Source organism: Marinobacter sp. UBA3607, assembly GCF_002375525.1.
GTDB lineage: Bacteria > Pseudomonadota > Gammaproteobacteria > Pseudomonadales > Oleiphilaceae > Marinobacter > Marinobacter vinifirmus.
In genome coordinates this window covers 107,134-125,045 of the sequence record NZ_DFLY01000017.1, presented here as the reverse complement: position 1 = coordinate 125,045, position 17,912 = coordinate 107,134, and the positions used below count along the sequence as shown (strand labels likewise).

The window sequence follows — 17,912 nt, the reverse complement described above, 5'->3', positions numbered from 1 at the left end:
CTCAGTTTTTCAGCTTGTACTTGCCCGGCCCCATAAACACCACGGCCAGCGCGGTAAACAGGAAAAATCCCTGCAGTTCCAGTGCCCAGCCGCCGTTACCGGCCAGCGACAGCAGCTGGTGGCTGTGCACCAGCACAATAGCCACAAGCATGTTGAAGACAATGATCAGCGCGCCAATGCGGGTCTGATACCCCAGAATCACCATCAGTGGTGCCACCACTTCCCCGATATACACACCGTACGCCAGTATTGCCGGCAGGTTATGGCTGGCCAGCTGGGCCTCGATAAAACCGATACCGTTAAGCAGTTTGGCGATGCCGTGGAACAGCAGCAGGCCACCGAGGGTGAGCCGGACAATCAGTTTTCCAAGGTCGGTATTCTCAAGCACAGGGCAAGCCTCCGGAACAGTGAATGGATGGCCGAAGGATACAGGGTTATTGCACAGAAATTCAGTGACTTGTTGGTCAGGATGTTGTTTTACAGGGCCGGGCCCAGGGAAAACCGGATGTGGTTCCGCTCCAGCAGGTTTTCCCAGTAATTGCGCATCCAGTCCCAGGCCCGGTTGTTGAACTGCTCCACGAAGGGGTCAAGGTCCAGGTCGTAGTAATCCGGGGTGCCGGCAATCTGCAACACGGTGACGGTGATGGCATCGTCCAGCTCGTTGGCGAACGGTTCGCCGATCAGTTCGTGGGCCAGCAGGTTGGCCCGGGTGGCTTCCAGGTCTATCAGCTCGCCGGCCCGGATCGAGCGGTTGTTGTCGTGCATTTCTTCCATCAGCCGGTGGCACAGGTAGGCCCGGATCAGCAGGCCGTCGAGGCCGTCATAGCGGACCAGCAGCACCGAGGGCTGGGTGAAATAGCGGATAGCGGCATCAATGAATGGCTGGAACAGGGGCTTGGTGCCGGCGTCGATGGCGCAGGTGTCTACGCACTCGATCAGCCGTGGCGCCATTTCGATGTATTCCACGGCAAACTGGAACAGGCAGGTGGCAGGCTGGCCGTCGATTACGATCGATGACGGCAGCCTGGTCGCCTTGTCTTTCAGCTGCCGGAGAAAGCTCCCCGAGCGGGCTTCCTGGCGACGTGCCTGGTCAATAATCTCGAGGACTGCCTGTGGTGTCATGTCAGGAGATGCCGATGTAGGTACAAAATGAGGTCGCAAGGCGCCTCCCCTTCTCCAGGAGCAACCAAGTGGCAGTCGGCCGGGCTGGCCAGCTGAACTGCCTGCCGTTTAAAAACAGTGTAGCCAATATTTTTTATGGCGCTGCCGGCAGGCGGCAAAATTCCCTGCGGAAAACCGAAATCCCGGGTGCCTAGCGTGGCTGAAACCACACATCCTGGCGGGTGTAGCGCCAGCACAACCAACCCATACTGCCGGCACGGGCCAGCATCAGGCTGATCAGTGCCAGCCACAGGCCATGGTTGCCCCAGCCGGTCGTCAGCCACCACACCGGCAAAAACACGCCGAGCGCTGAGAACAGCATGGTGTCCTGCATTTCCCGGGTGCGGGTGGCGCCGATGAAGACGCCATCCAGCAGGTAACTCCACACTGCTGCGAACGGTAACATCCAGAGCCAGGGCAGGTATTGCCAGGCGGTGGTTTGTACGTCTTCAATGCCGGTCAACAGGCTGATCAGCCAGCGGCCCCCGAGTACAAAGCCGATGGTCAGCAGCAATGCGCCCCAGAGCGACCACCGCAGGGCGCTGTTGAATACCACCCTGAACTGCCGTTTGCTGCCCTTGCCAATGGCTTCACCGATCAGTGCTTCGGCGGCGTTGGCAAAGCCGTCCAGGGCATTGGAAATCACCAGCAGGAAGGTGATCAGCACGGCATTGGCGGCCAGGATGATATCCCCTTGCCGGGCGCCCTGGGCGGTGAAGAAGGCCAGGCACAGCAGCAGGGCGATGGTACGCACCATGATGTAGCGGTTCACCTGCAGGATGCGCAGGTAATCCGACACCTTACCGAACAGCTCCCGGGTCAGCTGCTGGCTCTCCGGCATGCGTTTGAGCACGATCATTACACCGATGGCGGTGGCCCCGTATTCGGCCATTACGGTGGCCATGGCCACACCCCGGCTGTTCCAGCCGAGAACAGTCACGAAGAACACGTCCAGCACGATGTTGATGCCGTTGGCGATGATCAGCATCACCATGGGCCCCCGGGGGAACTGGGTGCCAATCAGCCAGCCCACCAGGGTGTACTGGCACAGCACCGCCGGCGCACTCCAGATTCTGATAGCAGCGTATTCCGCAGCCAGTGCCGCAACATCCGGGCTGGGGTTCATCAACTTCAGGCCCACCGCAATCAGCGGCCGGTGAAACAGGATCAGTAACAGGCCGATGCCTACGGCCAGCAACAGCGAACGCAGCAGCAGCGCCACCTGGGCGAAGGCATCCCGCTGGCCCCAGGCCTGGGCGGCCAGGCCGGTGGTGCCCATGCGCATGAAGCCGAAGGTCCAGTACAGGATGGTGAACAGGTTGGCGCCCACCGCCACCGCGCCCAGGTATTCCGGGCTGTCCAGGTGGCCAAGCACGGCCGTATCCACCAGCCCCAGCAGGGGCACGGTGAGGTTGGTCAGCATCAGCGGCCAGGCCAGTGTCCACAGGCGGCGATCGGTAGGGCGAAGAACGGCCTTATAAATTCTGTTTATCAAAACGGGTTACTTATCCATTTTAGGTTTAATGATTTTTTAGTCTTTTTTTGATCTGTGTCTACACTGACATTTGATGTATCCGTAAGCAGGCTTTCACTCTCGGTGGTTCCGCTGTTGCGAGCTTCGGAACAGACCGCAGAGGATGACGCAAAATCCGACAAGAATAACACTCTGTGGAGACACAGTATGCGCGTGCATGCCAAGCGGGCAGTTGCCCTAGCCGCTGGTCTGTTGTCACCGGCTGTAGTCATGGCGGACTGGACCATGAATATGGCTCCGGGGGTAACCGGTACCAGCAACCAGATTTTCAGCCTTCACATGACCATTCTCTGGATCTGCGTGGCCATCGGTGTGGTGGTGTTCGGGGTCATGTTCTGGTCGATCTTTGCCCATCGTAAATCCCAGGGTGCCAAGCCCGCCAATTTCCACGAAAACACCGTGGTGGAAATCCTCTGGACCATTATTCCCCTGGCCATCCTGGTGGCCATGGCCGTGCCTGCCACGGCAACCCTGGTGGAGATGTACGACACCAGCGAGTCCGAGGTGGACATCAAGGTTACCGGTTACCAGTGGCGCTGGCGCTATGAGTACATCAACGACGATTTCGGTTATTTCTCCAGCCTGTCCACCCCGAGGGAGCAGATCGAGAACCGCCAGGCCAAGGGTGAGAACTACCTGCTGGAAGTGGACAACCCGCTGGTGATTCCGGTGGGCAAGAAAGTGCGCTTCCTGCTGACCGCCAATGATGTGATTCACTCCTGGTGGGTGCCGGAATTCGGTGTGAAGAAAGACGCCATCCCCGGCTTTATCAACGAAACCTGGACCCGCGTGGACGAGCCGGGCATCTATCGCGGCCAGTGCACCGAGCTGTGCGGCAAGGACCACGGCTTTATGCCGGTAGTGGTGGAGGCGGTGCCGGAAGAGGAATACAACGCCTGGGTAGCCGAACAGCGGGCCGCCGCAGAAGCCGAGCGCCAGCTGACCGAGAAAGACTGGACCCTGGAAGAGCTGATGGAGCGGGGCGAGAAGGCCTACGCCAGTGCCTGTGCTTCCTGTCACCAGCCGGATGGTACTGGCATGCCGCCGGCCTTCCCGGCACTGAAGGGCAGCCAGATCGCAACAGAGGACATGGCCGCGCATATCGATATCGTCGTGAATGGTAAGTCCGGCACAGCGATGCAGGCCTTCGGTGGTCAGCTGAGTGAGGTGGACCTGGCCGCGGTGATTACCTACGAGCGCAATGCCTGGGGTAACAACACCGGCGAGATGGTCACGCCGAAAGAGATTTTTGATTACAAGAACCAAGAGTAATCGACGCCAGATAACAACAATCACCAGCCATAAAAAACGGCGGTAACGGGGGTTTTCATGAGTGCGGTTGCAGATACCCACAGCCAGGAACATCACCACGGCCCGGCCAAAGGCATCAGCCGCTGGCTGCTGACCACCAACCATAAAGACATCGGGTCTATGTACCTGATCTTCAGCTTCGCCATGTTCCTGCTGGGCGGCAGTATGGCGATGGTGATCCGGGCCGAACTGTTCCAGCCCGGCCTGCAGATTGTGCAGCCGGAGTTCTTCAACCAGATGACCACCATGCATGGCCTGATCATGGTGTTCGGGGCGGTGATGCCGGCCTTTGTGGGGCTGGCCAACTGGATGCTGCCGCTGATGATCGGCGCGCCGGATATGGCACTGCCACGGATGAATAACTGGAGTTTCTGGCTGCTGCCCTGTGCCTTCCTGATCCTGGTGTCGACCCTGTTTATGGAGGGCGGCGCGCCCAACTTTGGCTGGACCTTCTACGCTCCGCTATCCACCACTTACGGGCCCCCGAGTACCACCTTCTTCATCTTTGCCATCCACATTATGGGTGTGTCTTCCATCATGGGTGCCATCAACGTGATTGCCACTATCCTGAACATGCGGGCACCGGGCATGAAGATGATGAAAATGCCCCTGTTTGTCTGGACCTGGCTGATCACCGCCTTCCTGCTGATTGCCGTCATGCCGGTGCTGGCCGGTGCGGTCACCATGATGCTGATGGACATCAACTTCGGCACCAGTTTCTTCGATGCTTCCGGCGGTGGTGACCCGGTGCTGTTCCAGCATGTGTTCTGGTTCTTCGGGCACCCGGAGGTGTACATCATGATCCTGCCGGCGTTCGGGGCTATTTCCCATATCGTACCGGCCTTCTCCCGCAAGCCGCTGTTCGGCTATGCCTCCATGGTGTATGCCGTGGGCGCCATTGCCCTGCTCTCCTTCCTGGTATGGGCGCACCACATGTTTACCGTGGGCATCCCGCTGGCGGGGCAGCTGTTCTTTATGTATGCCACCCTGCTGATTGCCGTGCCCACCGGGGTGAAGGTGTTCAACTGGGTAACCACCATGTTCCGGGGTTCCCTGAGCTTTGAAGCACCCATGCTGTTTGCCGTGGCCTTTATCATCCTCTTTACCATCGGTGGCTTCTCCGGGCTGATGCTGGCCATTGCCCCGGCGGACTTCCAGTACCACGACACCTACTTTGTGGTGGCCCACTTCCACTATGTACTGGTACCCGGTGCCATCTTCGGTATCTTCGCCTCGGCTTACTTCTGGTTGCCCAAGTGGACTGGCCACATGTACGACGAAACCCTGGCCAAGACCCACTTCTGGCTGTCGTTTATCGGCATGAACCTGGCTTTCTTCCCTATGCACTTCCTGGGGCTGGCGGGCATGCCCCGGCGGATTCCGGACTACGCCCTGCAGTTCTCGGACTTCAACATGGTGTCCAGTATCGGGGCCTTCATGTTCGGTGTTACCCAGCTGCTGTTCCTGTTCATTGTCGTCAAGTGCGTGCGCGGTGGCGAAAAGGCCGCGGCCAAGCCGTGGGATGGAGCTGAAGGGCTGGAATGGACGGTGCCGTCGCCGGCGCCCTATCACACTTTCTCTACACCGCCGGAAGTGAAATAACCGGGAGGTCACCATGGCCGAACAGCAACCACAACAAGGCAAGCGCAGTAACAGCCGGGTGATCGCCTGGTGCATGGCCGGCGTGGTGGGCATGTTTGCCTTTGGCTTTGCCCTGGTGCCTTTGTACGACGTGTTCTGTGAAATCACCGGCATTAACGGCAAGACCGGCGGGCGCTATGAAACCGGGGTGTCGAACCAGGTGGACGAGAACCGCACGGTCACCGTGCAGTTCCTGGCCAGCAACGGCCCGGGCATGAGCTGGGAGTTCCGGCCGGTACAGCGGAGTGTGAAGGTGCACCCGGGTGAGGCGGTTACGGTGAACTTCTACGCCGCCAACCCCACCGACCATGCCATGGTGGGGCAGGCGGTACCCAGCCTGTCGCCCTCCGAAGGCACCCTGTATTTTCACAAGACCGAGTGTTTCTGCTTCAATCAGCAGCCCCTGGACGCCGGGGAAAGCGTGGAAATGCCCCTGGTGTTCATTGTCGACCCGGAGCTGCCGGAGCACATTACCAAGCTGACCCTGTCTTACACCCTCTACGACCAGGACCCACAGGCAAGGGTGTCCGGTTCGGCCAGGGCAGGCGCAACAACAACCAACAATAACGGCTAAGCCATCGGAGACAGCTATGGCGGATCACCAGACCTACTACGTTCCCGAACAGAGCAAATGGCCCATCGTTGCCACCGTGGGCCTGGGCGTAACCCTGTATGGCGCAGCGTCAATCATGGTGAATGGCAATCAGGGCGAGAGCACCGGCGGTTCCTGGTTCATGTTCTGGATTGGCGCGCTGATCATGGCCTACATGCTGTTTGGCTGGTTTGGCAGCGTGATCCGCGAAAGCCGGGCCGGCCTGTACAGCGACCAGATGGACCGCTCGTTCCGCTGGGGCATGAGCTGGTTCATTTTCTCGGAAGTCATGTTCTTTGCCGCCTTCTTCGGGGCGCTGTTCTACGTAAGGGTGTTTGTGGTGCCCTGGATTGGCGGTGAAGGCGATAAGGGCAGCACCAACATGCTCTGGGAAGGGTTTCAGGCCAGCTGGCCGCTGATCAACAACCCGGACCCCCAGGTTTATCAGGGCCCGAAAGAAGTGATCGGGCCCTGGGGCCTGCCGCTGATCAACACCATTTTGCTGGTGACCTCATCGTTCACCGTCACCATCGCCCACCACGCCCTGAAAGCCGGTAACCGGGCCAAGGTAAAGCTGTGGCTGGCCGCCACCATTGCCCTGGCGGTGGTGTTCATGTTTGTGCAGGGCTATGAATACGCCCACGCCTATGGCGACCTGGACCTGACCCTGCAATCCGGTATCTATGGCAGCACCTTCTTTATGCTCACCGGTTTCCACGGCGCCCACGTAATGCTGGGTACCCTGATGCTGTTCATCATGCTGGTGCGGATCATCAAGGGGCACTTTACGGAAGACAACCACTTCGGGTTCGAGGCGGCCGCCTGGTACTGGCACTTTGTGGATGTGGTGTGGCTGGGGCTGTTTGTCTTTGTGTATGTAATCTGACGGAGCGGTTACGGCGTGGGGTTCAGGGTCATGTTCCCGGACCAGAGAGCGACCAGGATCAGTGCCAGCAAGAGCACACTCAGGGCAACCCGGACTGCGAGGGAATTCACCACGCGCCGGGTTTTGCCGCCGTCGTGGATCAGGAAAAACAGACCGCTGAACAGGCTGGCCATAACCGCAACGAGCAACATAACGATGGCAATCTTGAGCATGGGAATTCCCGTTATTTTTAGCTTTCACTCACTATAGCAGAGCATGGGTAGACCTGTTTGATGGCTCGCCACTGGCAGTTTGACTGGCGATTACTGGTGTTTTCCGGGTTGTTTCTGCCCCTGCTGATCAGTCTTGGCGTGTGGCAACTGAATCGCGCCGCGGAGAAAACCGCGCTGCTGGAAACCTGGCAGGCAGAGTCGGCCAGCCAGACCTGGGCAGAACAGTCCGCCGGTGCGCTGAAACCCGGGCAACCGGTGTCGCTCACCGGTTTTTATGGTGAACAGACCTGGCTGCTGGATAACCGTACCCGGGACGGCATGCCCGGCTACGAAGTGTTGACGCTGTTCCACCCCCTTGAAGGCCCGCCGGTGGTGGTGAACCGGGGCTGGATACAGGCGCCGCGCACGCGGGAGCAGTTACCGCTGGTAACCACGCCGGAGGATCTGTACACCCTGAATGGCCGGCTGGCGGATTACCCGGAGCCACCCGTGCTGGCAGCTACGGAGCCGGAATCCGGTTCCTGGCCAAGAAGGGTTCAGGCATTGCCGGCAGAGCTGGTGGCCGGGGAGGGCGTTGATCCGGCAGCCATGATTGTTGCCCTGGCCGACAGCCAGCAACCCGGCGCCTACCGGGCCGACCGGGTGCCGGATGTGATGGGCCCGCAGACCCACTACGGATATGCGGCCCAGTGGTTTGCGCTTGCCGCAGCGCTGACTATATTGACTGTAGTAGCGAGTTATAAAGTAGCGAGTTAAAAAGTGGCGAGTTATAAAAAGAACAGCCAGACCTCGAAAGAATCGAAAGACAGGAGCCGATAATGACAACGACAACGGCTGATAACGTGACTCCCGGTGTTGAGCCCACCCCCGAACAGACCCGCCGTGGCCGGCGTACCGCACTGTTGCTGTTTGCAGTGGGCTTTGGCCCCATGGTGCTGGCCACTATCATGTTTTATACCGGCTGGCTGAACCCCGCCGGCCATTCTAATCAGGGCCAGTTGCTGCAGCCCGTGGCGCCGGTACAGGCACTGAACCTGGAAACCGGAAGTGGCGTACCCCTGGCCGACCGGTTTGGGGTAGACCAGCCGGAGGCCAAGTGGCTGATGCTGGTTACCGCCGGCAGCTGCCAGAAGGATTGCGAACAGTTACTGTACCTGGCCCGGCAGGTGAACATTGCCCTGGGCAAGAATGCCCCGAGGGTTGGCCGTGCGGCGTACCTTGCTAGCACCCCGGCCGCACTGGAAGCCCGCTGGAGCGAGGAATACAGCCTGATGGAGCGGCTTCGGGTGGCTCCCGGAGCAACACCGGCCTGGCCTGCAGGCGTGAACCCGGCCAACGAGCCCCGGATTCTGCTGGTCGATCCGTTTGGTAATGTGATGATGCATTACGGAACCGAGCACACCGGCAAACAGATGCTCAAAGACCTTAAACACCTGCTGAAGCTGTCCCAGATTGGCTGATCGGGAGGTCAGGGCCGTGAAACCGGAATTGAATCCCGAGCTGTCTTTGCCTGAGGCGAAAAAGCCATCCGTTGCCAAGCCCATGGCCCGCTGGTCCGCTTTTGCCTGCGGCCTGGCGGTGGTGGTAATCATGCTGGGCGCCTGGACCCGGCTGGTGGACGCCGGGCTTGGTTGCCCGGACTGGCCTGGCTGCTATGGCTTTCTGACCGTACCCCAGAGTGAAACCAGCATTGCCATTGCCAATGCCCGCTTCCCGGAAACTCCGGTGGATGTGTCCAAGGGCTGGCCGGAGATGATCCATCGCTATGCCGCCGGTACCCTGGGGCTGGTGGTGTTTGGGCTGGCAATTGCCGCCATCCGGCACCGGAGGGCGCAGTTGCCGTTGCGGCTGCCCCTGTTTATTGCCGGTTTTATCGTGCTGCAGGGCGCTTTTGGTATGTGGACGGTCACCCTGAAGCTCTGGCCGCAGGTGGTGGCCCTGCACCTGCTCGGAGGCTTCACGACCCTCAGCATGCTGTTGTTACTGACCCTGCGCCTGCGCAAACGGGCCCGGGGTGAGCTGCCGGCAGTTGCTACTGCTTCATTGCCCCTTGCCCGGCTTCGTCCGTGGCTCTATGGCGGCCTGCTACTGGTGGTGTTGCAGATTGCCCTGGGAGCCTGGACGGCGGCCAACTACGCCGCTGTCGCCTGCACCGACCTGCCCACCTGTCAGGGCCAGTGGTGGCCGGAAGGGATGGATTTCCGACATGGCTTCGACATTGCCCAGCATGTAGGCCCGAATTATCTGGGCGGCCAGCTGACGGCCGATGGCCGGGTGGCCATTCATGTCACTCACCGGTTAGGTGCGCTGATAGTGCTGGTGTATCTGGGTCTCCTGCTGCTCAGGCTATGGCAGCAGCGGGGTGAAAGCCGGCTGGAAAACAGCGTCTTGCTGGTGGCCGGGGCACTGGTGTTACAGATCAGCCTTGGCCTGGCCAACGTCTGGCTGCACATACCACTGGCCATTGCGGTCGCCCACAACGCCATGGGGGCGGGCCTGCTGTTGTCCGTTATCCACCTGATCTGGCGGCATCACCAGCTTCCGCAGCCGCAAACATCCAGGGCTGCGTCAACAGAATCCCACACAACAACCATAAACCGGGAGGTTACGGCATGAGCGAGCAAGCAAAGGCGCTGCCGGCCCAGCACAGTGCAAAGTCAGTATCGGGCCGGATTTCCTGGCGCGACTACCTGGAGCTGACCAAGCCCCGGGTGGTGGCCCTGATGATCCTGACCTCGGTGATCGGTATGTTGCTGGCGGCGCCGGGGGTGCCGGGCTGGGACATCTTGCTGTTCGGTAACCTGGGCATTGCCTTGCTGGCAGGGGCGGCGGCCGTGGTGAACCACGTGGTGGACCAGAAGATCGACACCGTCATGGCCCGCACCCGCAAGCGTCCTGTAGCCACCGGGCGGATAGCACCCTTCGATGCCATCCTGTTTGCGGTGATGCTGGCGGCCGCCGGCATGATTGTCTTGATCTGGCAGGTGAACGAACTGACCGCCTGGCTGACCCTGGCCTCGCTGGTGGGCTATGCCGGCGTATACACCCTGTTCCTGAAACGGGCCACGCCCCAGAACATCACCATTGGCGGCCTGGCCGGTGCCATGCCACCGCTGTTGGGCTGGACCGCGGTCACCGGGCAGGTGGAAGGCCATGCGCTGCTGCTGGTGCTGATCATCTTTGCCTGGACCCCGCCCCACTTCTGGGCCCTGGCCATCCACCGCAAGGAAGAATACGCCAAGGCCGGTATTCCCATGCTGCCGGTTACCCACGGCAACAAGTACACCGAGCTGCACATCCTGCTGTACACCCTGATGCTGCTGGCGGTGAGCCTGCTACCTTTTGTCACAGGGATGTCTGGTGGTATTTACCTGATCGGTGCCCTGGCGCTAGGCTTGAGGTTCCTGCAATATGCCATCCGCCTGCTGAAAGGGGATGATCGCCGGGTAGCCCTGAACACCTTCAAATACTCCATCACCTACCTGATGGCGCTGTTCGTGGTGTTACTGGTGGATCACTTCGCCTTTTTCTGAACAGAGGCGGTTGCACTAACCTGAGTTGGAGGCCCCATGGGGCGGTCGTTACGCATTACGCTGTTTGTACTGTTACTACTTGTTGTGCTGATCTTTGGACTGACCGTCGGCCGGCAGGTGTTCCTCAGCAGCAGCGAACCCGCGCCGGCACCGGATCTGAGCCAGTACAACACCTACGTGTACGACCAGCCCCGTGAACTTGCCGAGTTCACCCTCACCAATGAGCAGGGTGAAACCGTGACCCGGGACAGCCTGAAAGGCCGCTGGACCTTTGTGTTTGTGGGCTACACCAACTGTCCGGACATCTGCCCCGCGGCCATGGCAAACCTGCGCCGAACCAACAGCCTGCTGCCGGCGGAACTGCCCCGGCCGGATTACCTGCTGGTGACGGCAGACCCGGAACACGACACCCCGGAAAAACTCAAAGCCTATACCGGCTTCTTCGGTGAAAACTTCCATGGCCTGACCGGCGACCTGGATACCCTTCGGAAAGTGGCGAAAAGTGTCAGCGCGGTGTTTGTGCACCGGGAGGTTGATGGCCAGTTGCTGGTAGATCACAGCGGCCACTTCGCCCTGCTGAACCCGGAGGGAAAACTGCAGGCGCTGATCCAGCCTCCCCACAAGCCGGAAGAACTGGTACAGGCCTACGAGCGGATCTACCAGTGGGCGAAGGCAAACGACCCCCGGGCTTCGGGAGCCTGAGGGGCTTGGGCCAAGGTCCCACTGACAAAACCCTGCGCCTCCCTTACACTGCCCGGCTCTGATATCCAGCCACCAGAACCCGGGCCGTGCTCATGACGTCTTCTCCAACTGCCACCCCGAAACAGCTGTTCACGGTACTGCTGGCCGGCAGCCTGGTGCTGCTAGTGGTGCACACCCTTGGCCGGTTTATCTACACGCCGCTGCTGCCCTACCTGGTGGCCGACAACCAGTTCAGCGCCCCGGACGGCGCCGCGGTCGCCACCTGGAACTACCTTGGCTACCTGATGGGCGCCATGCTGGCCATCCGCTGGCATCGCATCGACCAGATTCGTTTCATGCTGCCCCTGTTCCTGGCCGTGCATGTACTCACCACCCTGATCATGACCCAGACCGACAACCTCACGGTCATCTCCACCACCCGCTGGCTCAATGGCGTGGCTAACGGCGTGGTGTTTGTACAGGCTCCGGCGCTGATCCTGGAATGGCTGGTCCTGCGCAACCGCGCCACCATGAGTGGACTGGTGTACATCGGCGTCGGTGCCGGCCTGCTGGTATCCAGCGGCCTGGTGTCCGGCACGGCGAATTTCCTCGAAGGTGCCCAGCGCTGGTGGCCGGCGGCAGTGGTGTCAATCCCGCTGGCCTGGTGGGGTGTCATGCAGCTGCGCAAGCTGGATGTGCCGGTGCGGGAACACGATGATTCCGGCCAGGCCATCACCAACACCCCCCTGATCGACCGCGCCAGCATCCCGCTGTTTCTCTCATACGCCGGTGCCGGCCTGGGCTACATCCTGCCCATGACCTTCCTGCCGCTTCTGGCGAAAATCGAATTGCCGGATGGCCACTTCCTGCAGGATGGCACCTGGATGCTGGTCGCCCTGTTCACCATCCCCGCGCCCTGGCTCTGGAACAAACTCGGAGCCATCATGGGCGACCTGCCGGCGCTGCGGTTGAATTTCATCATACAGTTGGCCGGTGTCCTGGCCGCCGTGCTCTGGCCCGGGGCCATCGGTTTGGTGCTGTGCGCGGTCCTGGTCGGAGGCACCTTCCTGGGCACTGTTCTCCTCACCCAACGCATTGGCCGCGCTCTCCATCCCCACCAGGGCCCGCGTTTGTCGGCCGCCATGGTGGCCCTCTACGGCTTCACCCAGATGGTCGGGCCGTGGCTGACCAAGCAGTGGCTCGATGGTGGCGGTACGCTTGTGTCCGCTTTTGGTATCGGTGTCGCGGCTCTGGTGTTTGGCCTGGTGTTCGCGTTCTTTGTGCCCCGGCCTGAGGTATGGCACTCGCGGTCTTGATGTGGCCCCAGACTGTGGGTTGTGGGGGATTGATCGGGGTGGTGGGGTATTTTTTTCCTTGGAAATGAAACTCGCTGCGCTCAGACATTCATTTCCGGCGGAAAAAAATACCCCACCACCCCGTTCTAGCTGACCACGGCGGTTCCGCTGGTTTGAAAAACTGTTTGGTTGAAATTCTCAGGGCTGATGGTTTTCGGTAGCACTTTGAGATTGATACTGGTTTGTTTCCAAGGGTGTTTGGCGAATAGCAGGTGAACCTGACCTGACTGGTTAAAAGGTCAAACAGCTTAACCTCAGACAGACCATGGTAACCTCTTGAGATACCCTAAAAGTTACGCAGGGTGTGGGGGGTGTTTTAATTTTTTGGTCGAATAAAGGTGTCTGAGCGCAGCGAGTTCTTTTTCGCCCAAAAAATTAAAACACCCCCCGCGCCACCCCCGAAACAAACAGGCTAACCCCAACCACAACCCATGCTCCCAATAGAACACATACTCCCAGAGCTAAAACAAACCCTGAACGAGGCCACCACAGCCCTGCTGCAGGCCCCACCGGGCGCCGGTAAAACGACGAGGGTGCCGCTGGCTTTGTTGGATGCCCCCTGGAGGGAGAACCGGAAGATCCTGATGTTGGAGCCGAGGCGGCTGGCGGCCCGGTCGGCGGCTCGGTATATGGCGAAGCAGTTGGGGGAAGCGCCGGGGCAGACCGTGGGGTATCGGACCCGGCTGGATACCAAGGTATCCGGGGCCACGCAGATTGAGGTGGTTACCGAAGGCATTCTCACGCGCCTGATTCAGAACGACCCGATGCTGGAAGACTATGCGGCGGTGTTGTTTGATGAGTTTCATGAGCGGTCGTTACAGGCTGATCTGGGCCTGGCGCTGGTGCGGGAGAGCCAGCAGGCGTTGCGGGAGGATCTTCGGTTGCTGGTGATGTCGGCCACGCTGGACACTGCGCCCATTGCCCGGGTGTTGGGGGATGTGCCGGTGATTACTTCGGAGGGGCGGGCGTTTCCGGTGGAGGTGGCGTATCGGCCCTTGCCCCGCAATGGCCGGGTTGTGGACCAGGTGGTGGCGGTGGTTCAGGAGGCGCTTCGGGATCAGACCGGTTCCCTGCTGGTGTTTCTGCCCGGGGCTGGCGAGATTCGGTGGGTGGCGCAGCAGCTGGCGGGGCAGTTGGCGGATAACGTAGTGCTTGCGCCGCTGTATGGCAATTTGAAATCCGGGGAGCAGGACCGGGCGATTTCGCCGGCGCCGGACGGTACTCGCAAGATTGTGCTGGCCACGGCCATTGCCGAGACCAGTCTGACCATTGAAGGCGTGCGGGTGGTGATTGATGCTGGCCAGCAGCGTCGGGCGGTGTTTGATCCGAACAGCGGGATGACGCGGCTGGTCACCGGCCGGGTGTCGAAGGCTTCTGCCGAGCAGCGTAAAGGCCGGGCCGGGCGGGTTGAGCCGGGGGTATGTTACCGGTTGTGGAGTGAATCAGAGCAGTTCGGGCTGGCGGATTACACGCCGCCGGAAATCCAGCAGGCGGACCTGGCACCGCTGGTGCTGGAGCTGGCCCAGTGGGGTGCCCGGTCGCCGGAGCAGGTGGCCTGGATTGATGCGCCGCCGAAGGCGCACTGGCAGCAGGCGGTGGAGTTATTGCAGTGGCTGGATTTGCTGGATGCCGAGGGTGCCATTACCGACCATGGTAAGGCCGCCCGGGAGTTGGGCCTGCATCCGCGGCTTGCCCATATGGTGATCAAGGGCCGTGCACTGGGTCTGGATCAGTTGGCGGCAGAACTGGCGGCGTTGCTGGAAGAGCGGGATTTGCTGGGGCCGGGCTCGGGGGCCGATCTGCATGAGCGGATTCGGGTGCTGCGGGGCGAGCGCGGTCACCGGGGGCTGGATCCGGCTCGGTTGAAAGCGGTTCAGCAGGCGGCGAAGCGGCTGTGTCGGGGCCGGTTTGTGCAGGAGCTACCGGCAGAAACTGAAGTCGGCCGGGTGCTGGCCCAGGCTTATCCGGACCGTATTGCCCGCCGCCGACCGGGCACAACACCCCGTTACCAGCTCAGCAACGGTAAGGGCGCAGTATTGCGGGAGGAAGACCCTCTGGCCCGGCAGGAGTGGCTGGTGGCGGCAGACCTGGATGGCAAGGCCCGGGAAGCGACGATGTACCTGGCGGCGCCGTTAGACCTGGTGGATTTGGAGCAGGATCTGGCCGGGCACATTGAAGAGCGGGAAGAAGCGTTCTGGGACGACAAACGCGGCACCGTGGTGGCCCGGAAGGTTCGCAAACTCGGTGCCCTGATCTTGGCGGAAAAGCCCCTGCAACAGGTAGCCCCGGAACTGATCCAGCAGGGTTTGCTGGATGCGGTGCGCCGCAAGGGGCTGGACAGCCTGCCCTGGAATCCGGGTGCCCGCCAGTGGGTTGCCCGGGTGCGATTGCTGGCTGCGCAGTTTCCCGGTGACTGGCCGGAGGTGAGCGACAGCGCCTTGCTGGAGACCCTGGAAATCTGGCTGGGCCCTTTCATGGCAGGGGCGAAGCGCTGGTCAGACCTGGCCAGCATCAACCTGGTTCAGGCCCTGAATTCTCTGCTGGATTACCCGCAGCAACAACAACTGGATGAATTGGCCCCGAAAGCCCTGGCCATTCCCACCGGCCAGAACGTGACCCTGGATTACAGTGCCGACAACGGCCCGGTGCTGGCGGCCAAGCTTCAGGCTTTGTTTGGCTGGACGGAAACCCCGAAAGTGGCCCGCAGCCGGGTACCGGTGGTGATTCACCTGCTGTCACCGGCTCAGCGGCCGCTGGCGGTAACGGCGGATCTCGCCAGTTTCTGGCAGAACGCCTACCCGGAAGTGCGCAAGGAACTGCGGGGCCGCTACCCCAAACATCCATGGCCGGAAGACCCGCTCACCGCCCAGGCCCAGCAGGGCACGAAAAAGCGCCCGGCCAGATGAGCCTGGCCGTAACGGTTATTTCACGATGGTGCGGCTCTTTTCCAGGTACACCGCGCCTTCCTTCTTCACAGTATCCGGGTCGGCGCGCTCGGAAGCCTTGTGAACCAGCTCCAGACGCTCGGCAATGTCTTCCAGCTCGTCATCCATTTTGCCCAGGGCATTTTCCAGGGTGTAGGTGAGCTGGTGCACTTCGTTCATGGCTTCCGGGGTCAGCTCGCCGGCAAGTACTTTTTCCAGCCGGTTGTTGTACTCGGAGAGATTGGCAACCGCCTGTTCGAGGGTTTTCGAAGGTTCGCCCTTGTAATGCTCGTAGTCGTCATCGGCGAATGCGAGGGCGGCGAACAGCAGGGCCGCAGCGGCTGCGGCAATTTGCAGGGTGGTTTTCATGGAGCATCCTCTTCACTGTTAAACGTTAATGCGAATTATTACCAATAATATCTGGGCGTGCAACAGGAATTCGCGTACAAACGGAAAAATACCGCTTGCCAGTGGCCGGAAGCTGTATAAAATGCCGCCATTCTCCACCCTGTGCGGCGATAACCATGCACCTTGTTTCCTTCAACGTGTTCCGTACTCTCGGCTTTCCGGACACCACATTCCTCAAACCTGAACATTTTTTGCGCCACAAGCCTTTGCTGCAGGAAGCAGACTGGGTGTTGTTCCCCGAATACTGGCAGCTCAGTGCCCTGGTGCACGGCCTGAAATGCCTGATTTATGGGTACATATGCGCATTTGTGGTGATCAGAAAAAAGCCTGATGATCGCGCCATTCACGGGTAGCACGGCGAGACTGTGCTACCCTTTTTTTATGCCCGTTTACCCTGTGGAGGGACACACCACCCATGAACCAGACCCCCAACGCCGATATCGCCGATTACTACAGCGCCGAGACGTTCAAGCGGATCAAGGACTTTGCCGATGGCAAGGAAACCCCGTTTGTGGTGATCGACACCCAGACCATCGAACGCCAGTACGATGAGCTGATCGACGGTTTCCCCTACGCAAGCGTCTACTATGCGGTGAAGGCCAACCCGGCCCCGCAGATTCTGACCATGCTGCGGGACAAGGGTGCCAATTTCGATATCGCGTCGGTGTATGAGCTGGACAAGGTCATGGGGCTGGGGGTCACCGGCGACCGCATCAGCTACGGCAACACCATCAAGAAGGCGAAGGACATTCGCACCTTCTACGAGAAGGGTGTGCGTCTGTATGCCACTGACTCCGAGGCAGACCTGCGCAACATTGCCAAGGCGGCCCCGGGTTCCAAGGTGTATGTGCGTATCCTGACAGAAGGTACCCTGACCGCCGACTGGCCGCTGTCCCGCAAGTTCGGCTGCCAGACCGATATGGCCATGGACCTGCTGATCCTGGCCCGGGATCTGGGCCTGGTGCCTTACGGCGTATCGTTCCATGTCGGTTCCCAGCAGCGGGAAATCGGTGCCTGGGATGCGGCGCTGAACAAGGTGAAGGTGATCTTCGAGCGCCTGAAGGAAGAAGACGGCATCGAGTTGAAGATGATCAACATGGGTGGCGGTTTCCCGGCCAATTACCTGACTCGCACCAACGAGCTGAGTGTCTATGCCCGGGAGATCCTGCGTTTCCTGAAAGAGGATTTTGGCGACGATCTGCCTGAGATCATTATCGAGCCGGGGCGGTCGCTGATTTCCAATGCCGGGGTGTTGGTGAGTGAGGTGGTGCTGATTTCACGCAAGTCCCGCACGGCGCTGCACCGATGGGTGTTTACCGATGTGGGCAAGTTTTCAGGCCTGATCGAGACACTGGATGAGTCGATCAAGTTTCCGATCTGGACCGAGAAGACCGGTGAGGGTGAAGACTGTGTGATTGCCGGGCCGACGTGTGACAGTGCCGACATTATGTACGAGCACCATAAGTATCCGTTGCCTTTGAACCTGGCGATTGGGGACCGGATGTACTGGCTGTCGACCGGGGCTTATACCACCACCTACAGTGCCATCGAGTTTAACGGGTTTCCTCCGTTGAAGGACTACTACATCTAGGTTCGGAGTCTGGCTCCGCTTTATTTCGGAGTCCAGCCGCAGGGCGGGGGTGAGCTTTCCTCTGGAAAAAACAACTCGCTTCG

General features: G+C 60.4%; 17 protein-coding genes and 1 pseudogene. 13 read left to right on the top strand and 5 right to left on the bottom strand.

The window, feature by feature from the left end; all coding sequences use genetic code 11:
- Position 1: 1 nt before the first annotated feature.
- From B2589_RS06810 to B2589_RS06800, 3 genes are all read right to left on the bottom strand, one after another.
- On the bottom strand, positions 2 to 388 hold the full coding sequence (locus B2589_RS06810) for a DoxX family protein (RefSeq protein WP_058342216.1): 387 nt from the start codon (positions 386 to 388) through the stop codon (positions 2 to 4).
- A gap of 89 nt (positions 389 to 477) precedes the next feature.
- Positions 478 to 1,122 carry a hypothetical protein gene (locus B2589_RS06805; protein WP_022990449.1) on the bottom strand — a complete coding sequence of 215 codons (645 nt, stop codon included), beginning with the start codon at positions 1,120 to 1,122 and terminating at the stop codon, positions 478 to 480.
- Positions 1,123 to 1,312: 190 nt separating this feature from the next.
- Positions 1,313 to 2,584, bottom strand: a complete 1,272-nt coding sequence (locus B2589_RS06800; protein ID WP_286816078.1) for an MATE family efflux transporter — start codon at positions 2,582 to 2,584, stop codon at positions 1,313 to 1,315.
- 258 nt (positions 2,585 to 2,842) lie between these two features.
- Here B2589_RS06800 and coxB point away from each other — a divergent pair, with 258 nt between their 5' ends.
- The 4 genes from coxB to B2589_RS06780 are packed head-to-tail and all read left to right on the top strand — an operon-like array spanning position 2,843 to position 7,125.
- Positions 2,843 to 3,967: a cytochrome c oxidase subunit II gene (coxB, locus tag B2589_RS06795; RefSeq protein WP_036220212.1), complete on the top strand. Its 1,125-nt coding sequence runs from the start codon at positions 2,843 to 2,845 to the stop codon at positions 3,965 to 3,967.
- Positions 3,968 to 4,024: 57 nt separating this feature from the next.
- Complete coding sequence (gene ctaD, locus B2589_RS06790) at positions 4,025 to 5,608, top strand: cytochrome c oxidase subunit I (protein WP_022990453.1); 1,584 nt, start codon at positions 4,025 to 4,027, stop codon at positions 5,606 to 5,608.
- 13 nt (positions 5,609 to 5,621) lie between these two features.
- On the top strand, positions 5,622 to 6,221 hold the full coding sequence (locus tag B2589_RS06785; RefSeq protein ID WP_199457710.1) for a cytochrome c oxidase assembly protein: 600 nt from the start codon (positions 5,622 to 5,624) through the stop codon (positions 6,219 to 6,221).
- Positions 6,222 to 6,237: 16 nt separating this feature from the next.
- On the top strand, positions 6,238 to 7,125 hold the full coding sequence (locus B2589_RS06780) for a cytochrome c oxidase subunit 3 (protein ID WP_022990455.1): 888 nt from the start codon (positions 6,238 to 6,240) through the stop codon (positions 7,123 to 7,125).
- Between the two features lie 8 nt (positions 7,126 to 7,133).
- Here B2589_RS06780 and B2589_RS06775 read toward each other — a convergent pair whose 3' ends face one another.
- The gene (locus tag B2589_RS06775) at positions 7,134 to 7,337 is read right to left on the bottom strand and encodes a twin transmembrane helix small protein (RefSeq protein ID WP_199457711.1); all 204 of its coding nucleotides are present in this window, start codon (positions 7,335 to 7,337) and stop codon (positions 7,134 to 7,136) included.
- A 60-nt stretch (positions 7,338 to 7,397) separates the two neighbouring features.
- Here B2589_RS06775 and B2589_RS06770 point away from each other — a divergent pair, with 60 nt between their 5' ends.
- The 7 genes from B2589_RS06770 to hrpB all read left to right on the top strand — a co-directional run bounded on the left by B2589_RS06770 (position 7,398) and on the right by hrpB (position 15,812).
- Positions 7,398 to 8,093, top strand: coding sequence for an SURF1 family protein (locus B2589_RS06770; RefSeq protein ID WP_286816018.1), 696 nt, complete (start codon positions 7,398 to 7,400; stop codon positions 8,091 to 8,093).
- Positions 8,094 to 8,155: 62 nt separating this feature from the next.
- Positions 8,156 to 8,797 (top strand): hypothetical protein, encoded by a 642-nt coding sequence (locus B2589_RS06765; protein WP_199457713.1) that lies wholly within the window; start codon positions 8,156 to 8,158, stop codon positions 8,795 to 8,797.
- Between the two features lie 82 nt (positions 8,798 to 8,879).
- Positions 8,880 to 9,953 carry a COX15/CtaA family protein gene (locus B2589_RS06760; RefSeq protein ID WP_199457904.1) on the top strand — a complete coding sequence of 358 codons (1,074 nt, stop codon included), beginning with the start codon at positions 8,880 to 8,882 and terminating at the stop codon, positions 9,951 to 9,953.
- Positions 9,950 to 10,870 (top strand): heme o synthase, encoded by a 921-nt coding sequence (gene cyoE, locus B2589_RS06755; protein WP_022990460.1) that lies wholly within the window; start codon positions 9,950 to 9,952, stop codon positions 10,868 to 10,870. The genes B2589_RS06760 and cyoE overlap by 4 nt, the downstream gene beginning before the upstream one ends.
- Positions 10,871 to 10,906: 36 nt before the next feature.
- Positions 10,907 to 11,572 carry an SCO family protein gene (locus tag B2589_RS06750; protein ID WP_286816016.1) on the top strand — a complete coding sequence of 222 codons (666 nt, stop codon included), beginning with the start codon at positions 10,907 to 10,909 and terminating at the stop codon, positions 11,570 to 11,572.
- Positions 11,573 to 11,664: 92 nt separating this feature from the next.
- Complete coding sequence (locus B2589_RS06745) at positions 11,665 to 12,867, top strand: YbfB/YjiJ family MFS transporter (protein WP_286816015.1); 1,203 nt, start codon at positions 11,665 to 11,667, stop codon at positions 12,865 to 12,867.
- 470 nt (positions 12,868 to 13,337) lie between these two features.
- Positions 13,338 to 15,812, top strand: a complete 2,475-nt coding sequence (gene hrpB / locus B2589_RS06740; protein WP_286816014.1) for an ATP-dependent helicase HrpB — start codon at positions 13,338 to 13,340, stop codon at positions 15,810 to 15,812.
- A gap of 15 nt (positions 15,813 to 15,827) precedes the next feature.
- Here the strand turns inward: hrpB and B2589_RS06735 are convergent, their stop codons facing one another.
- Positions 15,828 to 16,199 (bottom strand): DUF6746 family protein, encoded by a 372-nt coding sequence (locus B2589_RS06735; RefSeq protein WP_273131343.1) that lies wholly within the window; start codon positions 16,197 to 16,199, stop codon positions 15,828 to 15,830.
- A 155-nt stretch (positions 16,200 to 16,354) separates the two neighbouring features.
- On the opposite strand from B2589_RS06735, the pseudogene B2589_RS06730 reads away from it, so the two are divergent.
- Together B2589_RS06730 and B2589_RS06725 are read left to right on the top strand one after the other, a co-directional pair.
- Positions 16,355 to 16,546 (top strand): annotated as a pseudogene (locus tag B2589_RS06730) (hypothetical protein); the annotation flags it as partial.
- 107 nt (positions 16,547 to 16,653) lie between these two features.
- The gene (locus B2589_RS06725) at positions 16,654 to 17,829 is read left to right on the top strand and encodes a type III PLP-dependent enzyme (RefSeq protein ID WP_286816012.1); all 1,176 of its coding nucleotides are present in this window, start codon (positions 16,654 to 16,656) and stop codon (positions 17,827 to 17,829) included.
- Positions 17,830 to 17,912 lie beyond the last annotated feature (83 nt).

Bases quoted from the DNA above. Each gene is read 5' to 3' on its own strand.
- B2589_RS06805 (WP_022990449.1), bottom strand. From the start codon at position 1,122: ATGACACCACAGGCAGTCCTCGAGATTATTGACCAGGCACGTCGCCAG.
- B2589_RS06800 (WP_286816078.1), bottom strand. From the start codon at position 2,584: ATGCTGACCAACCTCACCGTGCCCCTGCTGGGGCTGGTGGATACGGCC.
- coxB (WP_036220212.1), top strand. From the start codon at position 2,843: ATGCGCGTGCATGCCAAGCGGGCAGTTGCCCTAGCCGCTGGTCTGTTG.
- ctaD (WP_022990453.1), top strand. From the start codon at position 4,025: ATGAGTGCGGTTGCAGATACCCACAGCCAGGAACATCACCACGGCCCG.
- B2589_RS06785 (WP_199457710.1), top strand. From the start codon at position 5,622: ATGGCCGAACAGCAACCACAACAAGGCAAGCGCAGTAACAGCCGGGTG.
- B2589_RS06780 (WP_022990455.1), top strand. From the start codon at position 6,238: ATGGCGGATCACCAGACCTACTACGTTCCCGAACAGAGCAAATGGCCC.
- B2589_RS06775 (WP_199457711.1), bottom strand. From the start codon at position 7,337: ATGCTCAAGATTGCCATCGTTATGTTGCTCGTTGCGGTTATGGCCAGC.
- B2589_RS06770 (WP_286816018.1), top strand. From the start codon at position 7,398: ATGGCTCGCCACTGGCAGTTTGACTGGCGATTACTGGTGTTTTCCGGG.
- B2589_RS06765 (WP_199457713.1), top strand. From the start codon at position 8,156: ATGACAACGACAACGGCTGATAACGTGACTCCCGGTGTTGAGCCCACC.
- B2589_RS06760 (WP_199457904.1), top strand. From the start codon at position 8,880: ATGGCCCGCTGGTCCGCTTTTGCCTGCGGCCTGGCGGTGGTGGTAATC.
- cyoE (WP_022990460.1), top strand. From the start codon at position 9,950: ATGAGCGAGCAAGCAAAGGCGCTGCCGGCCCAGCACAGTGCAAAGTCA.
- B2589_RS06750 (WP_286816016.1), top strand. From the start codon at position 10,907: ATGGGGCGGTCGTTACGCATTACGCTGTTTGTACTGTTACTACTTGTT.
- B2589_RS06745 (WP_286816015.1), top strand. From the start codon at position 11,665: ATGACGTCTTCTCCAACTGCCACCCCGAAACAGCTGTTCACGGTACTG.
- hrpB (WP_286816014.1), top strand. From the start codon at position 13,338: ATGCTCCCAATAGAACACATACTCCCAGAGCTAAAACAAACCCTGAAC.
- B2589_RS06735 (WP_273131343.1), bottom strand. From the start codon at position 16,199: ATGAAAACCACCCTGCAAATTGCCGCAGCCGCTGCGGCCCTGCTGTTC.
- B2589_RS06725 (WP_286816012.1), top strand. From the start codon at position 16,654: ATGAACCAGACCCCCAACGCCGATATCGCCGATTACTACAGCGCCGAG.